At 73.1% G+C, this 26,895-nt stretch carries 16 protein-coding genes; 6 read left to right on the top strand and 10 right to left on the bottom strand.

Translation table 11 applies throughout. From position 1 onward, the window contains the following. Position 1: 1 nt before the first annotated feature. From IE275_RS02170 to IE275_RS02155, 4 genes are read right to left on the bottom strand one after another with little or no spacing between them, the layout of a single operon-like run. Entirely contained in the window at positions 2 to 1,339 is a 1,338-nt protein-coding gene (locus tag IE275_RS02170; protein ID WP_189706821.1) for an STM4012 family radical SAM protein, read from the bottom strand. After that, entirely contained in the window at positions 1,336 to 2,151 is an 816-nt protein-coding gene (locus IE275_RS02165) for an STM4013/SEN3800 family hydrolase (RefSeq protein ID WP_189707362.1), read from the bottom strand. The genes IE275_RS02170 and IE275_RS02165 overlap by 4 nt, the downstream gene beginning before the upstream one ends. A gap of 7 nt (positions 2,152 to 2,158) precedes the next feature. Continuing rightward, positions 2,159 to 3,292 carry an STM4014 family protein gene (locus IE275_RS02160; protein WP_189706819.1) on the bottom strand — a complete coding sequence of 378 codons (1,134 nt, stop codon included), beginning with the start codon at positions 3,290 to 3,292 and terminating at the stop codon, positions 2,159 to 2,161. Beyond that, complete coding sequence (locus IE275_RS02155; RefSeq protein ID WP_189706817.1) at positions 3,289 to 4,248, bottom strand: STM4015 family protein; 960 nt, start codon at positions 4,246 to 4,248, stop codon at positions 3,289 to 3,291. The genes IE275_RS02160 and IE275_RS02155 overlap by 4 nt, the downstream gene beginning before the upstream one ends. Before the next feature lie 169 nt (positions 4,249 to 4,417). Between IE275_RS02155 and IE275_RS02150 the strand changes: the two genes are divergently transcribed. Then, positions 4,418 to 4,744, top strand: coding sequence for a DUF8820 family protein (locus IE275_RS02150; protein ID WP_189706815.1), 327 nt, complete (start codon positions 4,418 to 4,420; stop codon positions 4,742 to 4,744). A 44-nt stretch (positions 4,745 to 4,788) separates the two neighbouring features. Next, a complete protein-coding gene (locus tag IE275_RS02145) occupies positions 4,789 to 5,868 on the top strand; it encodes a DUF6745 domain-containing protein (protein WP_189706813.1) in 1,080 nt (359 codons plus the stop codon). Positions 5,869 to 5,898: 30 nt separating this feature from the next. Here the strand turns inward: IE275_RS02145 and IE275_RS02140 are convergent, their stop codons facing one another. Then, the gene (locus tag IE275_RS02140) at positions 5,899 to 6,621 is read right to left on the bottom strand and encodes an FAD binding domain-containing protein (protein WP_189706811.1); all 723 of its coding nucleotides are present in this window, start codon (positions 6,619 to 6,621) and stop codon (positions 5,899 to 5,901) included. Between the two features lie 179 nt (positions 6,622 to 6,800). Between IE275_RS02140 and IE275_RS02135 the strand changes: the two genes are divergently transcribed. Next, positions 6,801 to 7,727, top strand: a complete 927-nt coding sequence (locus IE275_RS02135) for a GNAT family N-acetyltransferase (protein WP_189706809.1) — start codon at positions 6,801 to 6,803, stop codon at positions 7,725 to 7,727. A gap of 64 nt (positions 7,728 to 7,791) precedes the next feature. On the opposite strand, the gene IE275_RS02130 is transcribed toward IE275_RS02135, so the two are convergent. The 3 genes from IE275_RS02130 to IE275_RS02120 form a co-directional block, all read right to left on the bottom strand. Continuing rightward, positions 7,792 to 8,973 (bottom strand): M23 family metallopeptidase, encoded by a 1,182-nt coding sequence (locus tag IE275_RS02130; protein WP_189706808.1) that lies wholly within the window; start codon positions 8,971 to 8,973, stop codon positions 7,792 to 7,794. A 270-nt stretch (positions 8,974 to 9,243) separates the two neighbouring features. Next, positions 9,244 to 12,618: a pyruvate carboxylase gene (locus IE275_RS02125; protein WP_189706806.1), complete on the bottom strand. Its 3,375-nt coding sequence runs from the start codon at positions 12,616 to 12,618 to the stop codon at positions 9,244 to 9,246. Positions 12,619 to 12,768: 150 nt separating this feature from the next. Next, complete coding sequence (locus tag IE275_RS02120; protein WP_189706804.1) at positions 12,769 to 14,556, bottom strand: FAD-binding dehydrogenase; 1,788 nt, start codon at positions 14,554 to 14,556, stop codon at positions 12,769 to 12,771. Between the two features lie 340 nt (positions 14,557 to 14,896). Here IE275_RS02120 and IE275_RS02115 point away from each other — a divergent pair, with 340 nt between their 5' ends. The 3 genes from IE275_RS02115 (at position 14,897) to IE275_RS02105 (ending at position 22,954) form a co-directional block, all read left to right on the top strand. Continuing rightward, on the top strand, positions 14,897 to 16,054 hold the full coding sequence (locus IE275_RS02115) for a helix-turn-helix domain-containing protein (protein WP_189706802.1): 1,158 nt from the start codon (positions 14,897 to 14,899) through the stop codon (positions 16,052 to 16,054). A 130-nt stretch (positions 16,055 to 16,184) separates the two neighbouring features. Next, on the top strand, positions 16,185 to 21,383 hold the full coding sequence (locus tag IE275_RS02110) for a family 43 glycosylhydrolase (RefSeq protein ID WP_189706800.1): 5,199 nt from the start codon (positions 16,185 to 16,187) through the stop codon (positions 21,381 to 21,383). Positions 21,384 to 21,463: 80 nt separating this feature from the next. Then, entirely contained in the window at positions 21,464 to 22,954 is a 1,491-nt protein-coding gene (locus IE275_RS02105; RefSeq protein WP_189706798.1) for a hypothetical protein, read from the top strand. A gap of 13 nt (positions 22,955 to 22,967) precedes the next feature. On the opposite strand, the gene IE275_RS02100 is transcribed toward IE275_RS02105, so the two are convergent. Next, a complete protein-coding gene (locus tag IE275_RS02100; RefSeq protein WP_189706796.1) occupies positions 22,968 to 25,775 on the bottom strand; it encodes a DUF5682 family protein in 2,808 nt (935 codons plus the stop codon). Beyond that, positions 25,772 to 26,893, bottom strand: a complete 1,122-nt coding sequence (locus IE275_RS02095) for an ATP-binding protein (RefSeq protein ID WP_189706794.1) — start codon at positions 26,891 to 26,893, stop codon at positions 25,772 to 25,774. The genes IE275_RS02100 and IE275_RS02095 overlap by 4 nt, the downstream gene beginning before the upstream one ends. Positions 26,894 to 26,895 lie beyond the last annotated feature (2 nt).

Genomic DNA, 26,895 nt, shown 5'->3' with positions numbered 1-26,895 from the left:
GTCACTTCCTCTCGTAGCGGGCCATCGCGGCGCGCACGGCCGGGGAGAACAGCTCGGGGCCGATGGCGTCGGAGTGCGCGAGGCCCTCCGGGGTGAGCCGGAGCGTCGTCGGGTCGGTGTGGTCCAGCCAGCCGCGGTCGGCGAGGCGGCCCAGCTCGGGGCCGAAGTCCTCGGCGGGGGTGCCGCCGAAGCGGGCCCGGTAGTCGTCGGCCGGCAGGCCCTCCGCCTGGAGCAGGGACTGAAGGAGATGGCGGCGGCGCGCCTCGTGCGCGTCCATCGCGTACCCGACCTCGGCGTGCGAGAAGTCGGCCGTGGACACATAGGTGTCGATGATGCCGCGGATCTGGTGCATGTCGACGGCGTAGTCGAAGGAGTAGTGCAGTCCGGCCGTGTAGGAGCGGGCGCCGCAGCCGAGGCCGATCATGCCGTCGGTCTGGCAGGCGTAGTCGTCGGCGCCCTGGGACGGGGCGTCGGCGCGGCGGAACATGCGCATGGACTGCTGGGTGTAGCCGTGCGCGAGGAGGTGGTCGCGGCCGGCCCGGTACAGGCGCAGCCGCTGATCGTCCCAGGCCGGGTCGGGTCCGGAGTCCTGGCCGCGGCGGTCGAGGCCGGTGAGGGGGCGGACGTAGAGCGGGTAGAGGTACAGCTCCTCGGGCCGCCAGGCCAGGGCCGCGTCCAGGGAGTGCCGCCAGCTCCGCTCGGTCTGGCCGTCGATGCCGTAGATGAGGTCGATGTTGAGCACCGGGATGCGGGTGTCGCGGATCCGGCCGAGGGCGGCCTCGACGTCGGCGCGGCGCTGCGGGCGTACGGCGGCGCGGGCCTCGGTGTCGACGAAGCTCTGGATGCCCAGGCTCAGGCGGGTGGCGCCGCGGTCGGCCAGGACGGCGAGCCGGTCGGCGGTGGCGGTGGCGGGCGAGGCCTCGACGGACAGCGGGATCGCGCGCAGGTCGGCGCCCATCCGGTGCTCGGCGAGATCGCAGAGCCGCTCCAGCTCGGCCGCGGTGAGGAAGGTGGGGGTGCCGCCGCCGAAGGCCGCCGTGGCGAACCGGACCTCCTCCGATGCGCCCAGGGCGTCGCGTACGGCGGTGGCCTGGCGTTCCAGGGCGTCCAGGTAGGCGCCGGTCAGGCCGTCGGGGGCGCCGATGCGGGTGAAGAGGTTGCAGAAGCCGCAGCGGACCTCGCAGAACGGTATGTGCAGGTAGAGGGAGAGGGCGTCCTTGGGCTCGGCGGCCCAGAGGTCCCGGAGCGCCGGACGGTCCTCAAGTCCGCGGTAGGCGGTCTTGTGCGGGTAGGCGTAGACGTAGTGCTGATAGGGGCTGGTGAGCTGGGCGGTGGTCATCGAGCGGCCTCGGCGGGGTCCAGGAAGAAGTGGGCGTACGGCACGGTCCACACGGACTCGTGGCCGAGGCGGTGGCCGGTCCAGCCGTCGTCGCCGTAGGCGGTGCCGTGGTCGGAGCAGACGATCGCGAAGCAGCGGCGCCTGCTGCTCGCGGCGGCGAAGAGCCGGCCGATGTGCCGGTCGACGTGGACGAGTGCGGCGGCGTGCGTGTCGCGGCTGTCGCCGGCCTCCCGGGTCGCACCGGGCAGGTGGAACCAGTTCGGCTGGTGCAGCGCGGAGACGTTGACGAAGAGGAACAGCCTCTGCTCGGCGGGGAGTTCACCGATGACGCGCTCCGCGCGGGCGATCTGGTTCTCGAAGGAGTCGGGTGAGGTGACACCGAACTCCGTTTCCCAGTGCGCCTCGTGGAAGAGTCCGGGCAGCACCGAGCCCAGCGGGCCCTGCCGGTTGAAGAAGCCCACTCCCCCGATGCACACCGTGTGGTAGCCCGCCTCGGCGAGGCCGGAGACGAGGTCCGGGGTGTCGTACACGAAGGTGCCGCCGGCCGTCGTCTCGCTGCCCGCGAAGCTCGCCGCGAAGAGCCGCGGGTGGGGGCCGGGGGCGGCCGGGGTCGGCAGGAAGCCCGCGAAGATCGCCTGGTGGGAGGCGTAGGTGAAGCTGCCCGGGGCGTGGCGCTTCTCCCAGCGGCCGGCCGGGAGATGGCGGGCGAGGTTGGGGATGCGGCCCGCTTCGGCCAGCTCGACGGCCACGTCGTACCGCAGGGTGTCGAGGGTGACCAGGAGGATGTCGTGGCTGCCGACGACCTCGTTCATGTCGGGCTCAGGCATGGGGTGTTCCTGTTCTGTGCTGGTGGTGCGGTCCGCGCAGGACGGCCGCCACCTGGGCGGCGTACGTGTCCAGGCCCTCGGCGCCGCTGCCGGGCAGGCCGGTGAGCCGGGGCAGCAGGTCGCCGAAGGCGTTGACCTCGCCGACGGCCGCCCGCCGCCAGCCGACCGCGGGCAGCAGGTCGACGCCGACGCAGAGGGTGCGCGGGAAGCAGGCCGCCGCCCGTTCGCAGACGCCGAGCAGGTCGGCCCAGCGGGCGCCGGCCGCCTCGACGGCCCGGCGGGCCGCGTCGAGGTCGCCCCGGCTGCCGCCGAGGTGGAGGTTGGTCATGGGCGAGCGGCTGGTGCGCAGCACCGCGTGGGTGGCCCGGCCGGCCACCACGACGACCCGGAGGTCGGCGGCGCGGCCCTCCTGGGAGGCCTTGGGCAGCCAGCGTTCGAGGTGCAGGCCGTCCGGGGCGAGCGTGTCGACGATGGCGGCGAGGTCGTGCTCGCGGTCGTAGCGGCGCACCTTCAGGGAGTTGTACAGCCGGCCGTCCGGGGTGAGTTCCACGGAGGTGGTGGCCCTGATGCGGCCGCCGCCGCCCGACTCGACGGCGAGGACGCCCGACGCGGAGGACCCGTGCGCGGGCTTCACGAAGAGCCGCGGCATACCGTGCTCGCGCATCAGGGCCCGTACGTCGTCCCAGCCGCGCACCGGCGTGCCGTCCGGGCCCGAGGTGGGTGAGGCGGGGACGGGGACCCCGGCCGCGTCGAGGACGCCGTGGCAGAGCCGTTTGTCGAACAGCACGGCGAGGTCGTCGGGGTCGGCGAGGCGCCGGCCGCCGCGCAGTGAGCGCAGCGCGGCGGTGAACCCGGCGTACCAGCGGCCCGAGCCCTCGACCCGGGTGGGGTCGTCTGTGCCGCGCAGCAGACGGTCCACCTCGGTGTTCTCGCCGGGTGAGTCGATGCGGACGGTCTCGTCGGCGGCGAACTCGGCTCCCCCGCGGCGCAGGACGTCCGTCCAGGGGACGACGCGCGGGCCGGGCAGGCCGGCCGCGCGCACCGCGTCCGTGAAGAGGGCGATCCGGCGGTTCTCGGGGTTGCCGACCACGGCGAGACGCGGCCGGTCCGGGTGCGGTGAACTCACTCGCCCACGGCGACCCAGCGCCAGACCGTGCCGTCGTCGTCCGCGTCCTCGTCGGCGTCGTCGCGGTCGAGGTCCACCTCGACGCCCACCGTTTCGAGGGTCTGCCGGATGCGGTCCTGCATCGGCTCGGTGAGGTAGTGGTGGTGCAGGTCGAGCTTCTTGAGGTGGGTGAGGGGCTGGCCGCCGAGGAGCGCGGCGGCGCCCTCGTCGGTCAGGACGCCCATGGACAGGTCCAGCACCTCCAGCCGGGCGACCACGGGCGCGCAGGCGACGGCCGCGGCGACCGCGTCCTGCATCTCGCTGTTGCGCAGCGCCAGGTGACGCAGCCTCGGCAGCCGGGCGCCCGACAGGAGGGGCTCCAGGTCCGCGGCCTCGCTGTCGCCCCCGTACTCGGAGGTGCCGAGCCACAGGTCGAGGTGTTCCAGCGCCGCCAGATCGCTGCCGCCGATGCCGCGCACGACCTCCGCCGGCAGTCCGCCGCTCTCCACGACGAGCCTGCGCAGCTCCCCGTGGCTCACCGCGGTCAGGCGCAGCCCGGATCCGCCGCGCACACCGAACTCCTCCAGCGCGGGGAAGCCCTCCAGGAGCGGGGTCACGTCGGTCTGGTTGATCCAGGAGATCTCGCACTCCTCCGACTCCATGTCGCCCAGGAAGAGCGCGCGCAGGGCGGGGAAGCGGTCCCGGGCGGCGAGCAGGGCCTCGACGACGTCGGAGGGGTCCGTGTCGTACGCCTCCTTCCAGGCGCCCACGATCAGGGCCTTCACCCGGGTGGTGTCGACGGCGTCGCAGAAGCGGGCGAAGGCCGCCGTCCACTCCTCGTCGGCGTCGTACACGTCGCTGGTGATCCGCCAGGCGAAGGAGTCCGGGTCGGGCAGGTCGTCGGTGCGCTCGCCGGGGCCCGGGAAGGTGTACGCGGGCAGCCGGTACAGCGCGACGAGGTGGGTGGGGTGGCTCATGCGGCTGCTCCTGGCGGAAAGGTGTGCGGTCCGTGATGCCCGCAGTTCTACCAACAGGCACTGACAACGCCCGTCGGCGGGGGCGGGCTTCGGGACGTTGTCAGTGGCGGATCGTACGGTCGTGGTCACAGGGCCGGTGCGCGGTGCATCCGGCGGTGAGGGGAGAGCCATGTACCGGCAGGGAGACGTGCTGATCGTGCCCGTGGCGGAGGCGGCGGTGCCGGCGCACGTGGCGCGGGCGCCGAAGGAGCGGCGCGACGGGCGGGGCCGGCTGGTGCTGGCGCTGGGCGAGGTCACCGGGCACGCCCACGCGGTCGTCGGGCCGGGTGAGCTGGTGCGTGAGCCGGGGCCGTTCGGTCCGCTGCTGCTGCATCTGCCGCAGGGCGGCCGGGTGGTGCACGAGGAGCACGCGGCGATCGTGCTGCCCAAGGGCTGGTACCGGGTGATCAGACAGCGGGAGTACGTGCCGGGGTCCGTGCGGATCGTGGCGGACTGAGCAGCGGCTGACCAGGGGCGGGACCGAGGGTGACGGAGGGGCGAATGAACGGCACGGACATCCGGGAGACGACGGTGGCCGAGGCGGAGGTTGCGGGGGACGGGGAGGGGCGGTCCTCGGACGGTCTGCGCCGGTGGCGCGCGTGGGCCTCGTCGACGGCCCCCGCGGACCGCGCGGCGGCCGAGGAGGGCATCCGGCGGGCGTACCGGCGGGCGGGGCTCGCGGAGCCGGAGCGGGTGGTGTGGGCGGCGTCGCCGCGGGAGGCGGTCACGCTGGTCCGGGAGCTGACGGAGCACGGCCCCTGCGTGCGCGAGGCGGTCCGCAGCGCCCCCTGGGCGCGCGCACGGAGCCGGGCGCACGCCGAGCTGGGGGCCACGGGCTGGTCGGCGCACTGGGCGGCGACCGGCGGCCGGCTGTGGGAGTCCGCGCAGGCGCTGGTGGACCGGATCCGGGCCGGTGTCCTTCAGGAGCTGGCCGGCGGGGAGACCGGGAAGGCGGCCACGGAGGTACGGCTGATCCTGCTGGACGCCGTGCTGGGGCAGCACGACGCGCCGTGGCTCGCCGCCTTCCCGACGGACGACGGGCCGTTGGACGGGCTGGCCGCGGTGTGCCGCAGCGCCGGCTGGTGGTGGCCGTTCGCGCGGGTGGCCGTGGTGTGCGAGCGGCCGGTGGCCCTGCACCGCGACGAGGCGGGCCGGCTCGACCACGGGGACGGCCCGGCGCTCGCCTATCCCGACGGCTTCGCCCTGTACGCCTGGCGCGGCATGCCCGTCCCGGCGGAGTTCCTCGCCGAGCTGCCCTCGCTCACCCCGGAGCGGATCCGCTCCGAGGAGAACGCCGAACTGCGCCGCGTCATGCTGGAGTACTACGGCTACGACCGCTACCTGGCCGACTCCGGCGCCCGTCCCGTCCACCGGGACGGGACGGGCACGCTGTGGCGGATCGACCTCGCGGACGACGAGCCGGTCGTGATGGTGGAGGTCCTCAACTCCACCCCGGAGCCGGACGGCACACACCGGACGTACTGGCTGCGGGTACCGCCGTCGACCCGGACGGCGAAGGAGGGGGTCGCCTGGACGTTCGGGCTGAGTCAGGAGGTGTACGCGCCGGTCCGGGAGACCTGAGGCCGGCGGGCCCCGGCGGCGGTCCGGGGCTCAGCCCGCGGCGCTGCGGGCCAGCACGTCCGTGACCTGCTCACGTACCGCTTCCCGGGCCGCGGCCGGCAGCCCGCCCAGGTCGGTGCCGTCCAGCGCGTGGAGCGCCGAGTCGGCGTCCGGGGTGTACGGCGTGGACTCGCTGAGCACGTCGTAGCCGTCGCGGACGGCCACGCGCAGGTGCCCGGGGCGGGCGCCGTCGGAGTGCACCGCCGCCGCGACGACGAGGGGCGGCGGGCCGCCCGGGTCGCCCTCCAGCTTGCGGTAGCCGCTGGCCAGCGGGGTGTGCCAGCGCAGACCGAGCAGGACGTGACGCTTCGCCACCAGCTCGGTCAGATCGGTCTCGTAGACGCTGTCGGACCCGAGGACCGTGGCCCGGGCGTCGAGGACGAGCGCGGCGGGGAGCAGACAGCGCAGCGTGCTGCCGACGATGTTGCCGCCGACCGTGGCCGTGCGGCGCACCGCGCCGGTGCCGATCCGGGAGGCCGCCCGGTGCAGCACTTCCGGCACGGTGGCGTCCACCCGGTGCAGCAGTACGGCCCCGCCCACCTCCTCGGGCCCGACGGCGTTGGCCTCGGGCAGGTTGCGCAGGGACACGGCCTGCTCGGGGAAGCCGTCCCGCTGCCAGGCGGCCCACACGAGTGTCGCCCCGCCGATCGGTACCGCCCCCTCCGCCAGGCAGCGTTGTGCTTCGGATATGGAGGTGGGAAGACGCAACTGCACGACAACCGACCTGCCTTCCCGGGTAGTTCGGGGCGGGGCATGGGTCACCCCACCCGCATGATCACTGGCAGAACGGATTCTGCCCAGGCACACGGGGGCGCATACAGGGCTCACGGCTGCATTGCGCACCACCTCAAAATGCGTTGCGGGCCGGGCCCTTCCCCCGGACCCTGGCACCCATGTCCTACGTCCTGCGTCCCGCCGCCCTCGCCGACGCGCCCGCGATCACCGGCCTGCTCAACGAGATCGACCTGATCGAGATCGGCCGGCCCGAGACCGATCTGCACACCGTCGAGACCGACCTCAAGCATCCCGGGACCGATCTGGAGCGGGACTCCTGGCTCGCCTTCGACGGGGACCACCTGGTGGTCTACGGGCTGCTGTGGGACGAGTCCGAGGGCGAGCGGATCGACATCGACCACTACGTCCTGCCCGACCGTCAGGACGCGGGCCTGACCGTCCTGGAGGCGATGGAGGACCGGGCGCTGGCGAAGGCGCGGGAGAACGGCGCCGAGCGGGCCGTGGTGCACCTGCATCTCAACACCCGGCCCACGCTGGACACCGCGCTGATCCGCCGGCGGGGCTGGTCCGTCGTACGGCGCTATCACGTGCTGCGCCGGCCCGTGGATGCCGCGGCGGACCGGGCGCCGGAGCCGCCCGCGGGGGTGCGGCTGCGGCCGTGCGCCGAAGCGGCGGACCGGGCGCGTGTCCATGAGCTGTACCAGGCGAGTTTCGCCGACCACTTCGACTTCCAGCCGCGCGCCTACGAGCCCTGGCTGCACGACGTGGGGGCCACGGGCCTCGACTGGTCGCTGGTGTGGATCGTCTCGACGGACGAACTCGGCGACGCCGGGTTCCTGCTGGCCCGGGACGACCGCGAGGCGATGGGCTGGATCCGGAGCATCGGTGTGCTGCGCGAGGCACGGGGCCACGGTCTCGCCGGCCTGCTGCTGCGGCACGCTTTCGCGGCGTTCGCCGCCCGGGGGCGGGACGTGGTCGGCCTCGGCGTGGACACCTCCAACCCGACCGGCGCGCCGCAGCTTTACGCCCGCCACGGGATGACCGTCCACTTCGCCGTGGACACCTGGGAGGCCGTCCTGCGGTGACCGCGCGGGCACCGTCGGCCGCCCCGGCACCGGGGTGCCGCCCGGTCGTCCGGCTCCCGGGCCGTCAGCCGGACGCCGTGAGCCACGGCTGCGGATCGGTGTAGTAACCGTCGTAGATCACCTCGAAGTGCAGGTGGGGGCCGGTGGACAGGCCGGTGGAGCCGACCAGGCCGACGGAGGTGCCGGTGCGCACGCTCTGGCCGGCGGTGACGTCGATCCGGGACAGATGGCTGTACGTCGTCTGGAGCCGCTTGCCCTCGATGGTGCCGTGGTCGACGACGACGCGGTTGCCGTAGGCCCTGGTCATGGCCGCGAACACCACCTGGCCGTCGCGGGCCGCCGAGACCTGGGCGCCCCGGGGTGCGCCGAAGTCCACGCCGGTGTGGAGTTTGGTGACACCGGTGAGGGGGTGCTTGCGGGAGCCGTAGGGGGAGGTGACGGTGAGGGTGGTGACGGGTGCGGCCAGGATCGCGTTCGCCTGTGCGCCGTCGTCGACCAGGTCCTCCCGGTCGAACTCCTCGTACGTCGCGAACAGGGCCTTCACCTCGGTGAGGTAGGTCCGCGCATCCGCCGGGACGCGCCCCGCCTCGGCCACCGCGTCCGTGCCGACGGCGTACGCGGCGAGGGTGAGGTCCACGAGGTCCCCGTTCACGGTGCCGTCGGTCCTGAGGTCGGTGACCTCACGGGCGAGGGAGCAGTCCTGGCGGCCGAGCGCCATGATGGCGTCGGCCCGGTCGCGCGGCGAGGACGTCCCGTTGCCGTCGTCGTCCTTGCCCCAGGTCCGCCACTCGGCGTCGGTGAAGGCGGCGATGCCCCGCTCGCCGGAGGGGCCGCCGGTGTCGTCGTCCCACCCGGTGAGCTGGTCGATCTGGGCGGCCAGGACGGACGCGGTGACGACCGTGCAGGCGTCGGCCGCCTTGCGCAGCCAGGGCCCGTAGGTCTCGTCGATCCCGCTCGCCGCGTCCTGCCGGGTGCTCTCGCCCTCGGTCCAGTCCGGCGGGAAACCGCCGGTCAGGGCGAGGAGTCCGGCCACCGCGGACAGGGTGAGCAGTCCGGGCAGGACCAGGAGGGTGAAGGCGCCCGGGCCCTTGCGGCGGGGGCGGGCGGCGGGCGACGCCGCGGTGGCTGCTTCCGGGGCGGCGCGGGACGCCGGTGCGGGGTCCTCGTGCCCGGGGGTGTCGGGCGGAAGGGTGTCACGGTCGGCGGTGTCCCGCGGAGGTGTCTCGACAGCCTGCTCGTCGTTCACGCGGCGCGCCCGGGACGGTGTGCCGACGGCCGCTGCGCAAAGGTGCGGTAGTTCACGCACGGACGCTAGCCGCCGGCCCGGCGCGCGTCACCGGACGCGGGGGCAGACCTGCTGCCCTCACGGGCAGCGGCGCCGGAGGGCCGGTCCCGGGGGAACCGGGCCCCGGCACCACCCCGGCCAGTCCGGCCAGGAGAGGCCGGACAGGGCGGACAGGGCGGACAGGGTGTGCGGTACGTGGCCGCCGACGGGTGACCGCCGGCGGCCGTCGGCTCAGCCCACGACCACGAGCAGGTCGCCGCCCTCCACCTGCTGGATCCGGTTGATGGCCAGCCTGCTCACCCGGCCGGCCGTCGGCGCGGTGATGGTGGCCTCCATCTTCATCGCCTCGATGGTGGCCACCGTGGCGCCGGCCGCCACCTCGTCGCCCTCGGCGACCGCGAGCGTGACCACGCCCGCGAACGGGGCGGCGACATGGCGGGGGTCGGCCCGGTCGGCCTTCTCGGTCACCGGGATGTCCGAGGCGGCCGCCTTGTCGCGGACCTGGATGGGCCGCAACTGGCCGTTCAGGGTGGACATCACGGTGCGCATACCGCGTTCGTCGGCCTCGCCGACCGCCTGGAGCTCGATCAGCAGGCGGACACCGGGTTCGAGGTCGACGGCGTACTCCTGGCCCGGGCGCAGCCCGTAGAAGAAGTCCTTGCTGTCCAGGACGCTGGTGTCGCCGAAGGCCTGGCGGTGGGTGTCGAAGTCGCGGGTCGGGCCGGGGAAGAGCAGCCGGTTGAGGGTGGCGCGGCGGGACTTCTCGAGGCCGTCGCGGTCCTCGGCGGAGAGGTCCTGGACGGGCTTGGCGTCGGCGCGTCCTTCGAGGGCCTTGGTGCGGAAGGGCTCCGGCCAGCCGCCGGGCGGGGTGCCCAGTTCGCCGCGGAGGAACCCGATGACGGAGTCGGGGATGTCGTACCGGTTGGGCGCGGCCTCGAAGTCCTTCGGGGACACCCCGGCGCCGACCAGGTGCAGGGCGAGGTCGCCGACCACCTTGGAGGAGGGGGTGACCTTCACGAGGTGGCCGAGGATGCGGTCGGCCGCGGCGTACATCGCCTCGATGTCCTCGAAGCGGTCGCCGAGACCGAGCGCGACGGCCTGGGTGCGCAGGTTGGAAAGCTGGCCGCCGGGGATCTCGTGGTGGTAGACGCGCCCGGTCGGGGAGGCGAGGCCCGCCTCGAAGGGGGCGTAGATCCGGCGGACGCCCTCCCAGTAGGGCTCCAGGTCGCCGACGGCCTGGAGGTCGAGGCCGGTGGGGCGCTCGGAGTGGTCGGTGGCGGCGACGAGCGCGGACAGTGACGGCTGCGAGGTGGTGCCGGCCATGGAGGCCACCGCGCCGTCGACGGCGTCCGCGCCGGCCTGGATCGCGGCGAGGTAGGTGGCGAGCTGGCCGCCCGCGGTGTCGTGGGTGTGCAGATGGACCGGCAGGTCGAACTCGCGGCGCAGCGCGGAGACGAGCTTGGCGGCGGCGGGGGCGCGCAGCAGGCCCGCCATGTCCTTGACGGCCAGGACATGGGCGCCGGCCTCGACGATCTGCTCGGCGAGACGCAGGTAGTAGTCGAGGGTGTAGAGGCGCTCGTTCGGGTCGGACAGGTCGGAGGTGTAGCAGAGCGCGACCTCGGCGATCGCGGTGCCGGTCTCGCGGACGGCGTCGATGGCGGGGCGCATCTGGCCGACGTCGTTGAGCGCGTCGAAGATGCGGAAGATGTCGATGCCGGTGGCGGCGGCCTCCTGCACGAAGGCGTCGGTGACCTCGGTCGGATACGGGGTGTAGCCGACGGTGTTGCGGCCGCGCAGCAGCATCTGGAGGCAGATGTTGGGGACGGCCTCGCGCAGGGCGGCCAGCCGCTCCCAGGGGTCCTCGGCGAGGAACCGCAGGGCGACGTCGTAGGTGGCCCCGCCCCAGCACTCCAGGGAGAGCAGTTCGGGCAGGGTGCGGGCGACCAGCGGGGCGGAGGCGAGGAGGTCCTTGGTGCGCACCCGGGTGGCGAGCAACGACTGGTGGGCGTCGCGGAAGGTGGTGTCGGTGACACCGATGGTCGGCGACTCGCGCAGCTGACGGGCGAAGCCCTCGGGGCCGAGGTGGACCAGCCGCTGCCGGGAACCGGCGGGCGGCTCGCCGGCGGGCAGCGGCGGCAGCTTGGTGCCGGGGTGGATCAGGTCGGGGCGCTCGCCGTGCGGCTTGTTGACGGTGACATCGGCGAGGTAGGTGAGCAGTTTGGTGCCGCGGTCGGCGGAGGTCCGGGCGGTGAGCAGGTGCGGGCGCTCCTCGATGAAGGAGGTGGTGACCCGCCCGGCCTGGAAGTCGGCGTCGTCCAGGACGGCCTGGAGGAAGGGGATGTTGGTGGCCACGCCGCGGATGCGGAACTCGGCCACGGCACGCCGGGCGCGGCCGATCGCGGCCTGGAAGTCACGGCCCCGGCAGGTGAGCTTGACCAGCATGGAGTCGAAGTGCGCGCTGATCTCGGTACCGGCGTGGGTGGTGCCGCCGTCGAGCCGGATGCCCGAGCCGCCCGGGGAGCGGTAGGCGCTGATGCGGCCGGTGTCGGGGCGGAAGCCGTTGGCGGGGTCCTCGGTGGTGATGCGGCACTGGAGAGCGGCGCCGCGCAGGGTGACCGTGTCCTGGGAGAGGCCGAGGTCGGCGAGGGTCTCGCCGGAGGCGATGCGCAGCTGGGCCTGGACCAGGTCGACGTCGGTGACCTCCTCGGTCACCGTGTGCTCGACCTGGATGCGCGGGTTCATCTCGATGAAGACGTGGTTGCCGTCGGGGTCGAGGAGGAACTCGACGGTGCCCGCGTTGCGGTAGCCGATCTCGCGGGCGAAGCGCACGGCGTCGGCGCAGATGCGGCTCCGCAGCTCGGGGTCGAGGTTGGGCGCGGGCGCCAGCTCGATGACCTTCTGGTGGCGGCGCTGGAGGGAGCAGTCGCGCTCGAAGAGGTGGATGACGTTGCCCGCGCCGTCGGCGAGGATCTGCACCTCGATGTGGCGGGGGTCGACGACGGCCTTCTCCAGGAAGACGGTGGGGTCGCCGAACGCGGACGCGGCCTCGCGGGAGGCGGCCTCGATGGACTCGCGCAGGGTGGCCGGGTCCTCCACGCGGCGCATGCCGCGGCCGCCGCCGCCCGCGACCGCCTTCACGAAGACGGGGAAGCCGATCTCCTCGGCGGCGCGCACCAGTTCGTCGACGTCGTTGGAGGGCGCGGACGAGCCGAGCACGGGGACGCCCGCCGCACGGGCCGCGGCCACCGCGCTCGCCTTGTTGCCCGTCAGTTCGAGGGTACGGGCGTCGGGTCCGACGAAGGTGATGCCGGCTTCCTCGCAGGCGCGCGCGAGTTCGGGGTTCTCGGAGAGGAACCCGTAGCCCGGGTAGACGGCGTCGGCGCCCGCCCGGCGGGCGGCGCCCACGATCTCCTCCACGGAGAGGTAGGCGCGCACCGGATGCCCCGGTTCGCCGATCTCGTACGCCTCGTCGGCTTTGAGCCGGTGCAGCGAGTTGCGGTCCTCGTGCGGGAAGACGGCGACCGTGCGCGCGCCCAGCTCGTAGCCTGCGCGGAACGCACGGATCGCGATCTCGCCACGGTTGGCGACGAGTACCTTGCGGAACATCCTGGACCCCTTCAGCCTGCCGGTGACGGGACCCATCGTGGCGGTGAGTGACCGGGTTGGCCATGTGAGTCGGGCCACTCACCGCATGTCTCGCTCGATTGGACCGTGATCTGAAAGGCTGCCGGGTCGGGGCCGTGCCCGGCGAGGCGGTCAGGTCGCGGTGGCCGCCGCGGCGGCCCGGCCCGCCTGCCGTCCGGAGAACAGGCAGCCGCCGAGGAAGGTGCCCTCCAGGGAGCGGTAGCCGTGGACGCCGCCGCCGCCGAAGCCTGCGACCTCTCCGGCCGCATACAGACCGGGCACGGGGTTCCCGGAGCTGTCCAGGACACGGCCGGAGAGGTCGGTCTGGAGGCCTCCGAGGGTCTTGCGGGTGAGCACGTTGAGCCGTACGGCGATCAGCGGGCCGGCGCCGGAGTCGAGGATGCGGTGGATGGAGGCCGTGCGGCTGAGGGAGTCGCCCGTGTAGTTCAGGGCGTTGCGGATGCCCATGACCTGCACGTCCTTGGTGTACGCGTTGTCGATCTCCCGGTCCCGGGCCTCGATCTGCCGCTTGAGGTCGGCGAGGTCGATCAGTGAGGTGCCGGTCAGCTTGTTCATGCCGGCGACGAGGTCGGTGAGGGTGGTCGCGACGACGAAGTCCTCGCCCTTGTTCTTGAACTTCTCGATCGGCTCCGGGGTCTGCCAGATCCGGGACAGCAGCTGCCAGACGTTCTTGTTGGTGAGGTCCGGGTTCTGCTCGGAGCCGGAGAGCGCGAACTCCTTGGCGATGATCTTCTGGGTGGTGACGAACCAGGAGTAGTCGTAGCCGGAGTCGGCGATGGTCTTCAGGGTGTGCAGGGTGTCGTAGCCCGGGATGTCGGGGGCGTCGAACCGTTTGCCCCTGGCGTCGAACCACATCGAGGACGGGCCGGGGAGGATGCGGATGCCGTGGCCCGGCCAGATCGGGTCGTAGTTCCTGAGGCCCTCGGTGTAGTGCCACATGCGGTCCGGGTTGACGATCCGGCCGCCCGCCTTCTCGGTGATGGCGAGCATCCGGCCGTCGACGTGCGCGGGGACGCCGGTGACCATGGACTTCGGCGGGGTGCCCATGCGGGCCGGCCAGTTCCGGCGGACGAGGTCGTGGTTGGCGCCGATGCCGCCGGAGGTGACGACGACGACCGGGGCGCGCAGCTCGAAGTCGCCGACGACCGTGCGGGAGCTGGGCTTGCCGCGAGCCGCGCTGCTGGGTTCGAGGATCGCGCCGCGCACCCCGGTCACGACGCCGCCGGTGGTGACGATCTCGTCCACCCGGTGGCGGAACCTGAAGGTGACCTTGCCCGCGTCGACCGCGGCCCGCACCTTCTTCTCGAACGGCTCGACCACGGCGGGGCCGGTCCCCCAGGTGACGTGGAAGCGGGGCACCGAGTTGCCGTGTCCCGTCGCGAGGCCGCCGCCGCGCTCCGCCCAGCCGACGATCGGGAACCACTGCACCCCGAGCCCGGCCAGCCAGGAGCGCTTCTCGCCGGACGCGAACTCGACGTAGGCCTTGGCCCACTTGTGGGCCCAGTAGTCCTGGCCGGCGGGGTCGTCGATCCCCCGGTCGAAGCCGGCGGTGCCCTGCCAGTCCTGCCAGGCCAGGTCGTAGGTGTCCTTGACGCCCATCAGGCGCTGTTCGTCGGAGTTGACGAAGAACAGTCCGCCGAAGGACCAGAACGCCTGGCCGCCGATGCTCGCCTCGGGCTCCTGGTCGAGCAGCAGCACCTTGCGGCCGGCGGCGGCGAGTTCGGCGGTCGCGACGAGGCCGGCGAGTCCGTGGCCGACCACGATGGCGTCGGCGGCCTGCGACTCGGCACCGAAGGCCGGGAAGGCGTGGGCGGCGAGGCTCGCGCCCGCGACGACCCCGCCGGCCACGGTCAGGGCGCGGCGGCGCGTGATACCGGCGGCGGCTTCGGGGGTGTCCATGGGCGGCCCTCCTGGGCGATGCGGGGCGGGGGTGCGGGGCGGGGGAAGTGCGACGTGGGGGGGGCGGGGCAGGGGGTGTGCGGGGCGGGGGGCCGGGCGGAGCGTGTGCGGCGCTGGTGGGGGCGAGGCGCAGGTGTCGGGGCGCGGGTGTCGGGGCAGGGCGGGGCTCGGCGGGGGGGGGGGGGGCGTCGCGTGAGGGGTGTTCCTGCGACACCTGCGCTGTTACCGTCGGTAGCCCAACAGGAAACCAGGCCGACACAGCACTGCGATAGTGCGCGGGCGCCAACACGGCGATCGCCTGCTTGTGGCCGGGCGACAGCGCTCGGGCGGGAGGGGGACCATGACGGTCGTTCACGGACCGGAGCAGGTCACGGCGGTCCTGCGGGACATGGCCGGGGACCCCGACGTGTGCGGCGAACTGGTCCGCGTGGCCCGCAGCCGCTCCCCCGAGCTGTCCCGGCTCACCGAGGAGGCGACCCGTTCGCATGTGACGGCGATGATCCGGGCGGCCGGCCCCTGGTTCGCCACCCTGGAGCGGTCGGGTTCGGTCGAGGAGCAGGACTTCACCGCCGCCCTGCTGCTGGGCGCCGACCGCGCCGTGCAGGGCGTCACGATGACCGCCGTACTGCACGGGGTGCAGGCGGCGCTCGCCCGCGCCGCGGAGATCACGGTGGACCGGTGCCGGTCGGCGGGGGTGCCGGACGCGGTGCTGCTCTCCGTGGTGCTGCGGCTCCAGGAGTACGGCAACGCGGTCGAGCGTCATGTGGTGGGCGGCTATCGCGCCGCCGAGCACGAATCGCCGCGCGCACTGGACGCCGTCCGGACACGGCTGCTGCGCCAGGCCCTCCTGGGTGAAGTCCCGCCGCGGGCGGAGGAGTTGGCACGGGCCGGGGTACGGGCGGACGCGGCCGGCGGGCACCATGTGCTCGCCGCGCTGCCGGCCCGCCGCCGGGCGCTGCGGTCGCCGCACGTGGTCACGGCGCCGCTCGACGGGCAGTTGGCCGGGCTGGGCCCGCGGCCGCCGGCGGCCGGGGAGATCGACCCCGAGGCGCTGGTGGTGGTCGCGCCCGCCGCCACGCTGCCCGAACTGCCCGCGCTGTACCGGCTGTGCGTCCGCGCGGCCGGTCTCGGCCGGGAGCAGGGCCTGCGCGGGCTGTACGAGGTCACGGATCTCGCCGCCCGGATCGCCCTGGCCGAACAGCCCTTACTGGCGTCGCTGTTGAGCCGCAAGCTGCTCGGGGAGCTGGATCCCGGGAACGGCTTCCACCGCCAACTCGCGCTCACCGCACTGGCGTTCCTCGACAACGGCCGTCGGCTCGACCAGACCGCGGCGGCGCTGTTCACCCACCCCAACACCGTGCGCTACCGGCTCGGCCGGCTCCGGCAGATCACCTCGGCCTCGCTCACCGACGGCGACACCGGGCCGCTGGACGCCCTGCACTGGTGGTGGGCGCTCACCTCGTGGCTGCATCCCGCGGACCCCTCAACTCGCGCCTGAGCAGGGACCCTTGGAGAGCATCCCACCCTGTTCGACCAGTCGGACATTGTTCGAAAACTCTTGACGCGGCCCTGCGCACCGTTTGACACTCACGCAACATCACGTCACACGGCTGAAACGGCGGTCCCCTATGGCGCACAGACAACGACTTCGCGCGAGAGGCCGGGCGGGACACCTGGCCGCGCTGACCGCCGTGTCCCTGCTCACGGGGCTCGTCACCACCACGGCTCCGGCCCGGGCGGCCGAGACCGCCGACGTCACCGAGGGGCTGGCCCTCTGGTACAAGCTCGACGGCGCGTCAGGCACCACGGTGGCCGACGCCTCCGGCCACGGCCGCGACGGCACGGTGAACGGGGCGGCCGACTGGTCGACGTCCGGCCAGGGGCTCGCCTTCAACGGCTCCGACACCTACGTGAAGGTGCCGAACGACGTCATGAAGGGCATGACGTCGATCAGCGTCGCCGTGGACGTGAAGATCGACGCCACCCAGTCCACGCCGTACTTCCTGTACGGCTTCGGCAACTCCAGCGGCAGCAACGGCAACGGCTACCTGTTCGCCACCGGCAACTCCCTGCGCACCTCGATCGCCACCGGCAACTGGTCGACGGAACAGACCACCAGGCCCGCCGACTCCCACAACCTGACCCGCTCGGTGTGGAAGCACCTCACCTACACCCAGACGGGCACGACCGGCGTCCTGTACGAGGACGGCGTCGAGGTCGCCCGCAACACCTCGGTGACGATCACCCCCGGCGCGATCGGCGCGGGCACCACCACCGCCAACGCCCTCGGCAGGTCGGTCTACTCGGGCGACAAGCTGTTCAAGGGCAGCATGCGCGACTTCCGGGTCTACGACCGTGCGCTGAGCGACGACGAGGTCGAGCGGCTCGCCCTCCCCGTGGCCGCCCAGGGCGTCGAGGACGACCGGACCGCCCTCGACCTCGGGGACACCAGCGCCGTCACGGACGACCTGACCCTGCCGAGGACCGGCCCGGCCGGCGGCTCCACGATCACCTGGGCCAGCGACGCCACCGGCGTGGTGAGCGACACGGGCAAGGTGACCCGCCCGGCCGCGGGTGAGCCCGACGGCCACGCCACGCTCACCGCGACCCTGACGAAGGGCACGGTCACGGCCACCAGGGCCTTCGACGTCACGGTCCGTTCCGCCTTCGACGACACGACCGCCGCCGAACTGGCCGCGAAGGCACTGACCGTCCGCAACCTCGACGACGCCCGCGGCAACCTCACCCTCCCCGCCGGCGGCCTGTACGGCACGCACGTCACCTGGTCCGCCGCGCGCGAGGACGTCGTCTCCGCCGACGGCGTGGTCCACCGCCCCGCGCACGGCACGGGCGACACCACGGCCGAGCTGACCGCGACCGTCACCAAGGGCGAGGCGACGGCGACCCGCGTGTTCACCGCCGAGGTCCCCGCACTCCCCGTACGGGAAGCCCTCAAGGGCTACATGTTCAGCTACTTCACCGGCGAGGGCACCGCGAACGGCGAGCAGCTCTACGCCGCCCTCAGCAAGGGGAACGACCCGCTGAACTGGCGGGAGCTGAACGACGGCGAGCCCGTCCTGACCTCCACGCTCGGCGAGCGGGGCCTGCGCGACCCGTTCATCATCCGCTCCCCCGAAGGCGACAAGTTCTACCAGATCGCCACCGACCTCAGGATCTACGGCAACGGCGACTGGGACGCCGCCCAGCGCACCGGCAGCCGGTCCATCATGGTCTGGGAGTCCACCGACCTCGTCCACTGGACGGACCAGCGACTGGTGCAGGTCTCCCCGGACAGCGCCGGCAACACCTGGGCGCCAGAGGCGTACTACGACAGCGAGCGCGGCGAGTACGTCGTGTTCTGGGCGTCGAAGCTGTACGCCGACGAGGCGCACTCCGGCGACACCTACAACCGGATGATGTACGCGACCACCCGTGACTTCTACACCTTCAGCGAGCCCGAGGTCTGGATCGACCGCGGCTACTCGGTGATCGACTCCACGGTGATCCAGCACGACGGCACGTACTTCCGTCTGTCGAAGGACGAGCGCAACAACTCCTCCTCCACGCCCAACAGCAAGTTCATCTTCGAGGAGAAGAGCGACTCGCTGCTGGACCTCTCCTGGGACGCGGTCGCCGAGGGCATCGGCAAGGGCGCGATGAACGCGGCAGAGGGCCCGCTGGTGTTCAAGTCCAACACCGAGGAGAAGTGGTACGCGTTCCTCGACGAGTTCGGCGGCCGCGGCTACCTCCCGTTCGAGACCACCGACCTCGCCTCCGGCACCTGGACCCCCTCCACCGACTACGACCTCCCGGCCAGGCCCCGGCACGGCACGGTGCTGCCGGTCACCCAGGCCGAGTACGACCGGCTGCTGCGCGCCTACCAGCCGGACCAGCTCGTCGAGAGCGTCGAGGACATCACGGTGAGGACGCGGATCGGCCAGGCGCCGGTGCTGCCCGCGACCGTGATCGCCACGTACGCCGACGGAGTCCGGCGCCCGGTGGCCGTGGCCTGGGACGACGTCCCGGAGTCGGCGTACGCGCAGGCCGGCACCTTCACCGTGACGGGCGGTCTGCCGGACGGTGCCGCACTGCCGGTGCGGGCCGAGGTGACGGTCTCCGCCGAGGGCCCCGACGTCCCCGCCGACCTGCTCCTGCACTACGGCTTCGACGAGACCTCGGGCAGCGTCGCACGCGACGCCAGCGGCCACGGCCACCACGGCACCTATGTCCGTACGCCCGCCTTCGGCACCGGCGTCGACGGCGGATCGTTCAGCATGTCCGGCGCGAGCGACTCGCCGTACGTGAAGATCCCGAACGGTGTGCTGAAGGACGCCGGCAGCGTCACCGTCTCCACCTACGCGAAGTGGAAGGGCGGCAGCAGCTGGCAGTGGCTGTTCGGACTCGGTCCGGACAGCGACAAGTACCTCTTCGCCAGCCCCTCCAACGGCTCCTCGAAGCTCTACTCCGCGATCACCAAGGCGAGTTGGTCGGCGGAGTCGAAGCTGACGGCGGGCTCCCCGCTCACCGCCGGCGAGTGGCGGCACGTGACGGTCACCCTCGACGGCTCGACCGACACGATGGTCCTGTACGTGGACGGCATCGAGGCGGCCCGCACCACCGGTGTGACCATCGAGCCGTCCGAGCTGTACGACTCCGCCAAGGACCACAGCGGCTACATCGGCCGTTCCCTGTACTCCGCCGACCCGTACTTCGGCGGTGAGGTCGACGACTTCCGGATCTACGGCCGGGCACTGTCCGCCGCCGAGGTGCTGGAGCTGAGCGGCAACACCACGGGCATCGCCCGGGCCACCCACCCCGCGCTCAAGGTCGACGCGCTGATCGACGACGCGGGCAGCCGCATCACCCTCCCGCTGAAGGAGGGGACCGATCCGACCGCGCTGGCGCCGGAGTTCACCCTGGCCCACGGCGCGGCGATCAGCCCCGCCTCCGGCAGTGTGCAGGACTTCACCGAGCCGGTGACGTACGAGGTCACCGGCTCCGACGGGGTCGAGCGGACCTGGACGGTCTCCGCGCTGGAGATGAGGAGCCCGGTGCTGCCGGGCCTCAACGCCGATCCGAACATCGTCCGTTTCGGCGACACCTTCTACCTGTACCCGACGACCGACGGCTTCGAAGGGTGGAGCGGTACGCAGTTCAAGGCGTACTCGTCCACCGACCTGGTGCACTGGACGGACCACGGCGTCGTCCTCGACCTGGGTCCGGACGTGAGCTGGGCGGACAGCAGGGCCTGGGCGCCGACGATCGCCGAGAAGGACGGTAAGTACTACTTCTACTTCTGCGCCGACGCGAGCATCGGCGTCGCCGTCTCGGACTCCCCGACCGGCCCGTTCGAGGACGCGCTCGGGCAGCCCCTGCTGAAGGCGGGCACCTACAGCGGCCAGATGATCGACCCGGCGGTCCTCACCGACGACGACGGCCGGTCGTACCTGTACTGGGGCAACGGACACGCCTACGTGGTCCCGCTCGACGACGACATGGTCTCCTTCGACGCCTCGAAGATCACCGACATGACCCCGAGCGGCTACAACGAGGGCACGTTCGTGGTGAAGCGCAAGGGCACCTACTACTTCATGTGGTCGGAGAACGACACCCGGGACGAGAACTACCGGGTCGCCTACGCCACCGGCCCCTCCCCCACCGGCCCGTGGACCAAGCGGGGCGTGATCCTGGAGAAGGACCTTTCGCTCGGCATCAAGGGCCCCGGCCACCACTCCGTCGTCCAGGTACCGGGCACGGACGACTGGTACATCGCCTACCACCGCTTCGCGATCCCCGGCGGTGACGGCACCCACCGCGAGACCACCGTCGACAAGCTGGAGTTCGACGCCGACGGGCTGATCGAGAAGGTCGTCCCCACGCTCACCGGCATCGACCCGGTCACCGTCGTCCACGCCGGCCCGGACGCCGAGGGCGTCGAGGGCGACGCCCTCGCCCTGAACGGCACCCTGTCCGGGGCGGGCAGCCCGAAGTGGACGGCGGACCCGGACGCGCCCTGCACGGTCGCGGACCCGGCCGCCGCCCGCACCACGGTCACCTGCACCGACGACGGCACCTTCACCCTCACCCTGACCGGCGGCCGCAGCACCGACACGGCCGTGGTCACGGTGACGAACGCGGCCCCGTCGATCACCTCCGCCACCGGCCCGTCGTCCCCGGTTCCGGCCGGGCGTCGCACGGCCGTCACCGCCCGGTTCGACGATCCCGGTACCGGTGACCGCCACACCTGCACGGTCGAATGGAAGGACGGCGGCGGGCCGGCCGACGGCACGGTCACCGCGACCGGCTGCCGCGCCGAGCACACCTACACCTCGGCGGGCCTGCACCGCCCGGTGATCACCGTCACCGACGACGACGGCGCCTCGGACAGCAGGACGCTCCCCGAGCTGGTCGTGTACGACCGCGCCGCCGGCCCGGTGGCGGGCGCCGGTCTCGTCGACTCGCCGGCGGGCGCCTGGTCCGCCCGGCCGGCGCTGACCGGCAAGGCGTTCTTCTCCCTCGCCGTCGGTTACCTGCCGGTGGCGAGCACACCGGCCGGGCTCGTCACCTTCGACTACGGACCGGCCCGTCTGAAGTTCCGTTCCACCGCCACGGACTGGCTGGTCGTCACCGGCTCCCGGGCCGTCCTCGAGGGCTCCGGCACGGTCGACGGCAAGGGCGGCTACGCCTTCCGCGTCACCGCGACGGACGGCCCGGACACCTTCCTGATCAAGATCTGGAAGAAGTCCGGCGGCGAGGTGCTCTACGACGGCGGAGCCGACGGCGCCGAGGTCACCGGTGTCGTGACGATCGGCACCCGCCGCCGGTAGACGCGCACCCGAGCGGATAAGGTCATGGGCCCCCTGCGCCGGCAGGGGGCCCGTTCGTCGTACCGGGGGGAACCGAACCCATGCCCACACCCGACCAGATCTGGGACGAGGCCGATCTGCCCACCCGACGGCTGGCCGGGCTGGCGCTCAATCCGACCGCTCCCGAGGAGGTCCTGCTGCGGCTGCTGGCCCACGCCCCGCTCGCGGTGCGGATGGTGCTGTGCCGGGACCGGGTGCTGCCCGAGGCGGTCGTCGACGCCGTGATCGCCCACCCGGACACGTACACCCGCAGCTTCTTCGCCCGCAATCCGCACGTCGATCCGGCGCAGCGGGCGCGGCTGGTGGACGATCCGGAGTGGTTCGTCCGCGCGCATCTGGCCGCCGGTCCCCGCACCACCGATCCCGTCGGGCTCCGGCCGCTGCCCGACGAGACCGTGGTCCACATGATCAGCACGTACGGCAACGAGGACCTGGGCTTCGAGCTCTACCAGCAGTTCTCCGCCGGGCTGCGCCGGTCCCTGCCCACGCATCCGGTGGCGAAGGTCCGCCTGTGGGGTGTCGGCGCCTGGCGCTCGCTGCCCGCCGGGACACGGGCCGCCCTGCTGGCCGACCCGGACGACGACGTCCGCGAGGCGGCGCAACGGCATCTGCGTCACGAGGATCCGGCGTGGGTGGAGAGCATGGTGCCCGCGCACCCCTGCCACTCCCGCACCGACGTCCTGCTGCACGACGCGCTCGGCCGCGCCCTCGTGGACCGGGTCCTCACCGATCCGGCGGGGCCGGAGGAACGGTCGATGATCGCGGACAACCCGAGTCTCCCCCCGGACGTCGTGGTCCTCCTGGCCGCCGATCCGGACCCGGAGGTACGGGAGCGGATCGCGCACCGCGCGGACCTCGGGCCGGCCGAACGCCGGGCGCTCGCCATCGACCCCGACCCGGGGGTGCGGCTCGCCGTCTCCGTCCATCCGGCGTGGAGCGAGGAGGAACGGGCCGGGATCGACTACGAGGTCCCGCCGGACGGGGTCTTCCCCTACTGTCACCCGCCGCTGACGCCCCGCGACCCCGAGGCCGTCCGCAGGGACGCGCTCTCCGCGCACCCGCTGCTGCGCCGGCGGGCCGCGACGGATCACACCTTGCCGCCCGATCTGCTGGCGCGGCTGGCCGGCGACGACGACCTCGGCGTGCGTGTCCTGCTGGCGCAGAACCACCCCGACGCCCCGCCGGCCCTGCTGCTGCGCGCCTTCCTCGAGTACACCGGCTCCGGACGCGAGGACCTCCTGCTGCGGCCGCGGTTCCCGACGGACGGGCTGGCGGCGTACGCCGACGACGAGGACCCCGCGGTCCGGGCGCTGGCCGCCCGCGACCCCGGGACGGCGCCCGCGACCGTGGAGCGGCTCACCCGGGACCCGGACCCCGCCGTACGGGCCGCGCTCGCCCGCCACCGGAACCTGCCGCCGGCCCGGCTGGCCGAGCTGCTCGACGACGAGGAGCTGGCCCACCATGCCGCCGCCGGCCCGGCGCTGGCGACGGACACGATCCGTCGGCTGGTCGCGGCGCTGCCGGTCGGCTGACGGTTACCGACGGTCAGCCGATGGTGAGCAACTCCCCCAGTGCCGTCGCGGTCGCCGGGTGCCGGGCGAGGAGCGCCGCTCCGGTGGCGGTGGGCTCCGGCGTGGCCCAGGTGCCGTCGTACCCCAGCAGGTCCGCCAGCGCGTCGCAGGTCGCGGGGCGGGCGGCCAGCAGCGCCGATCCCGCGGCGGGGCCCGCCGCCTCGGGGAGAACCCGCGGTGTCTCCTGCGGGAGCCGCCACGGGGGCACCCAGCTGTCCAGTTCCGCGAGCCGGGCGGGGAAGACCCGGCCTGCCTCGCGGATGAGGAGGGGGGCCAGTTCGGTGCCGCTCGCGCGCAGGGTGGTGATCAGGGTCGGCAGCCAGGGCAGCAGAACCGGGTCGGGCAGCCGGGCGAAGGCGTTCGACACCGCCTCGACGACGAAGTCCGCCAGACCCGGCACCGGTTCCAGGGCGTGCACGAAACCGCTGAGGTAGCGGGGGTAGGCGGGGACCACCAGCGGGTTGGCGAGCAGTGCGTCGCAGCGCTCGCGCAGGGCGGTCCGGGACAGGGTGCCCAGGTGGCTCCGGGCGGCCCACAGCAGGGCGGTCCGGGCGGGGTCGGCCGGGTGGGACTGGGCGAGGGCGAGTTCGAGCTGGGTGCGGTCGCAGCCCAGCGACAGGGCGAGGCCCTCCATGCCGAACAGGAAGCCCAGCATGGCCGCGACCTGCCGGACGGTCGCGTCGTCGTCGGTGAACGCCGTCGGCAGCAGGGTGCAGTAGTGGGCGTAGCCGGTCTTGACGAAGGACTCGATCCACGGCGGCAGGACCGGTTCGGCGGTCCGGTAGTAGGCAAGCAGCCGGCGGACCCGGCGCAGGACCTCCGGCGCGCCGTCGACGCTGCGCTCGCGCGCCAGGACGTCCAGGGCGTGGGTGCCCAGTTCGTCGGCGAGGCGGCGGCTGCGCAGATGGAGGACGGCGTCCTCGACGGCTTCGAGGACGGTGGCCGCGGTGGCCTGCGGCGCGTACGCGGTGCGTCGCAGCCGCTGTTCCAGCACCTGCTCGATGCTGACGCCCTCGTAGCCGAGTTCGATGAGGGCCCGCTGGTGGGTGCCCAGGGCCAGGTCCCAGGACTCCTGGATGGGGCGTTCGCCCAGCCGCCGTTCGCCCATGATGGGTCGGGCGGCGCCCTCGGGCATCAGCCGGCGCAGCATCCACAGCACGTCGGAGCAGCGTTCCAGCGCGGGCTGCGCGGCGATGTCCAGCAGGGCCCGCTGCACCCCGCGCTGCTGGAGCCGCAGGCCGAGGGGTTCCAGCCGGTCGTGGACGTCGCGGGCCAACGGCGGCAGCGCGTCGTAGCCGACCTGGCCGACCCGGTCGCCACCCATCATGATCTCGACCAGCCGGCGCACGTCCCGCCGCCCCGGGACCCGGTCCTTCTCGATACAGGTGACGGCCGCGTCCAGGAAGTCGTACGGCGTCGGCTTGGCGCGCTCGCGCATTCCGGCCAGCAGGATCGATGTCTCGAAGACGGCGATCGCGTCGGCGGTGGAGGCGAGGTACCCGGCCCGGCGGGCCGCGCGCACGATGTCCACGGACCAGCCGAGGAGTTCGGCCTCGTCGAGCGGGTCGAGGACGGGCGGCCGCTGGAGGAAGCCCGTGAGCCGGTCGGCCGCCGGTGCCGCGGCGGCGGGCAGGGCCGGAGCGGGCCGTGCGGCCTTCGTGGTCTTCTTCGTGCCCGCCTGGCCCGCCAGCCGGTACGGCCGGACGCGGGTGCGCCGGAGGTTCTTCGTCCACTCGGTCGCGGCGATGGAGACCGAGCCGGCGGCCAGGCCGAACTGTGCCTCGATGGCCGCGTGGCTGGACGGGATCAGGCCGTGCCGCCACCGGGTGCCGCTCGGCGGGCCGATGGTGAAGGTGTCGCTGCCGTGCACGCCGAACTCCTCGACGCGGCTGGCCGCGTGGAAGGCGCCGCAGACGTAGAGACAGTCGGCCGGGTCGGTGCCGGTGGCGGCGAGGTGCTCGCGCATCCGGGTCCACATGTACCGCTCGCGGTCCTCGTCGATCCTGACCCGCGGTTCGTCCCCGGGGGCGAGGCGGCGGAAGAGGCTGCCGATGAGCAGCATCACCTGACGGTAGGTGTCGTGGTCGCTGTCGCCGAGGGGCAGTTCGACGTACTGGTGCCACCACTCCGACCAGTGCCGCACCCGGCCGTGGCGCAGCAGGTGCTCCTCCAGTTCGGCGAAGCGCGGGCGCAGGTCGCCGATCTCCACGCCGACCGCGTCGCCGTGCAGCGCCGACTCCGCCTCGGCCGGCGCGGCGTCGGGCCCGTCCCCACCGCTGTCCGGCTCGTCCGTCGGCCGGCTCTCCTGCCGGGTCTCCCACTGGAAGACGTGGTCGGAGGAGCGGTCGACGAGGACGAGTTCGACGCCGGGGGTGTCGAGGGCGTAGGCGATGGCCTGGTACTCGGCGGAGGCCTCGGTGACCGGGGCGACCACCGACAGCGGGCTCCAGTCGGCCGGGAAGCCCTCGACCTCGGTCGCGAACGCCTGGACCGCCACCGGGAGGCGGCAGTTGCGCAGCTCGGTCAGGAGCGGGGCCATGTCCTCGCACAGCTCCAGGTAGACCACCTTCGGCTGCTTCTCGCGCAGCCGGCGGGCCATGGCGATCGCAGAGGCCGGCGAGTGATGACAGACCGGGAAGATCTCCAGCGGCTCGCGTACGGCGCGCTCCACGTCGTCGACGATGCCGCGCAGGATGCCTTCCAGGGCGCCGGGGCCGTCGGCGAACTCCGTGGCCGCCTCGTGCAGTTGGCCGCGCAGGGCCTCGAAGGTGCCGCCGCTCACGACAGGGTCGCGATCGCGTCGCGGCCGCCTTCGAGGAACTCCGGCCAGGAGCCGCCCTCTTCCTTGCTGCGCGGTTCGACGACTCCGTGCAGGTACTTGTTGAGGATCGCGAGGTCCTCCGGTTCGCGCCGGGCCAGGGAGCCGACGAGGGAGGAGGCGAGGGTGCGGGCGGTCAGGGCGTGCTCGCCGAAGAAGTTGCCGTGCAGGATGGCGTCCTCCAGGACGCCGATCTGCTCGGCGGTGGACAGCGCGGACTCCAGTTTCTCGTCGTCGCTGCCGGCCGCGGCGGCGGAGGCGCGCAGGTCGGCGAAGCTCTGGAGCAGCACGTCCAGCAGGGTCGGCGGGACGTCGAGTTCGATCTGGTGGCGGCGCAGCAGTTCCTCGGTGCGGAAGCGGACGATCTCCGCCTCGCTCTTCTTGTTCGTCACCACCGGGATGCGGACGAAGTTGAAGCGGCGCTTGAGCGCGGAGGAGAGGTCGTTGACGCCCCGGTCGCGGCTGTTGGCGGTGGCGATGACCGAGAAGCCGGGCTTGGCGAAGACGATGTTCTCGCCGCCGGCGCCGTCGAGTTCGGGGACGGAGATGTACTTCTCGGAGAGGATCGAGATCAGCGCGTCCTGGACGTCGCTGGTGGAGCGGGTCAGCTCCTCGAAGCGGCCGATCGTGCCGGACTCCATCGCGGTCATGATCGGCGAGGGGATCATCGACTCCCGGGACTGGCCCTTGGCGATCACCATGGAGACGTTCCACGAGTACTTGATGTGGTCCTCGGTGGTGCCGGCCGTGCCCTGTACGACCTGTGTGGAGTTGCGGCAGATCGCGGCGGAGAGCAGTTCGGCGAGCCAGCTCTTGCCGGTGCCGGGGTCGCCGATCAGCAGCAGACCGCGGTCGGAGGCGAGGGTGACGATGGACCGCTCGACGAAGCTGCGGTCGCCGAACCACTTCTGGGCGACCTCCCGGTCGAGGCCGTCGGCCCGCTCGGACCCGAGGACGAACAGGCGGACCATCTTCGGCGACAGCCGCCAGGAGAACGGCTTGGGGCTGTCGTCGATCGACTCCAGCCAGTCCAGCTCCTCGGCGTACTTGATCTCGGCGGGGGCGCGCAGCAGGTCGGACATGT

The sequence above is a fragment of the Streptomyces phaeofaciens genome (assembly GCF_014648915.1).
GTDB lineage: Bacteria > Actinomycetota > Actinomycetes > Streptomycetales > Streptomycetaceae > Streptomyces > Streptomyces phaeofaciens.
Note: the sequence above shows the minus strand (reverse complement) of the source record. Positions and strands in the feature narration are given on the sequence as shown.

Coding starts and splice junctions, on each gene's coding strand:
- IE275_RS02170 (WP_189706821.1), bottom strand. CDS start 1,339: ATGACCACCGCCCAGCTCACCAGCCCCTATCAGCACTACGTCTACGCC.
- IE275_RS02145 (WP_189706813.1), top strand. CDS start 4,789: ATGAACGGCACGGACATCCGGGAGACGACGGTGGCCGAGGCGGAGGTT.
- IE275_RS02115 (WP_189706802.1), top strand. CDS start 14,897: ATGACGGTCGTTCACGGACCGGAGCAGGTCACGGCGGTCCTGCGGGAC.
- IE275_RS02155 (WP_189706817.1), bottom strand. CDS start 4,248: ATGAGCCACCCCACCCACCTCGTCGCGCTGTACCGGCTGCCCGCGTAC.
- IE275_RS02120 (WP_189706804.1), bottom strand. CDS start 14,556: ATGGACACCCCCGAAGCCGCCGCCGGTATCACGCGCCGCCGCGCCCTG.
- IE275_RS02105 (WP_189706798.1), top strand. CDS start 21,464: ATGCCCACACCCGACCAGATCTGGGACGAGGCCGATCTGCCCACCCGA.
- IE275_RS02095 (WP_189706794.1), bottom strand. CDS start 26,893: ATGTCCGACCTGCTGCGCGCCCCCGCCGAGATCAAGTACGCCGAGGAG.
- IE275_RS02165 (WP_189707362.1), bottom strand. CDS start 2,151: ATGAACGAGGTCGTCGGCAGCCACGACATCCTCCTGGTCACCCTCGAC.
- IE275_RS02125 (WP_189706806.1), bottom strand. CDS start 12,618: ATGTTCCGCAAGGTACTCGTCGCCAACCGTGGCGAGATCGCGATCCGT.
- IE275_RS02150 (WP_189706815.1), top strand. CDS start 4,418: ATGTACCGGCAGGGAGACGTGCTGATCGTGCCCGTGGCGGAGGCGGCG.
- IE275_RS02110 (WP_189706800.1), top strand. CDS start 16,185: ATGGCGCACAGACAACGACTTCGCGCGAGAGGCCGGGCGGGACACCTG.
- IE275_RS02135 (WP_189706809.1), top strand. CDS start 6,801: ATGTCCTACGTCCTGCGTCCCGCCGCCCTCGCCGACGCGCCCGCGATC.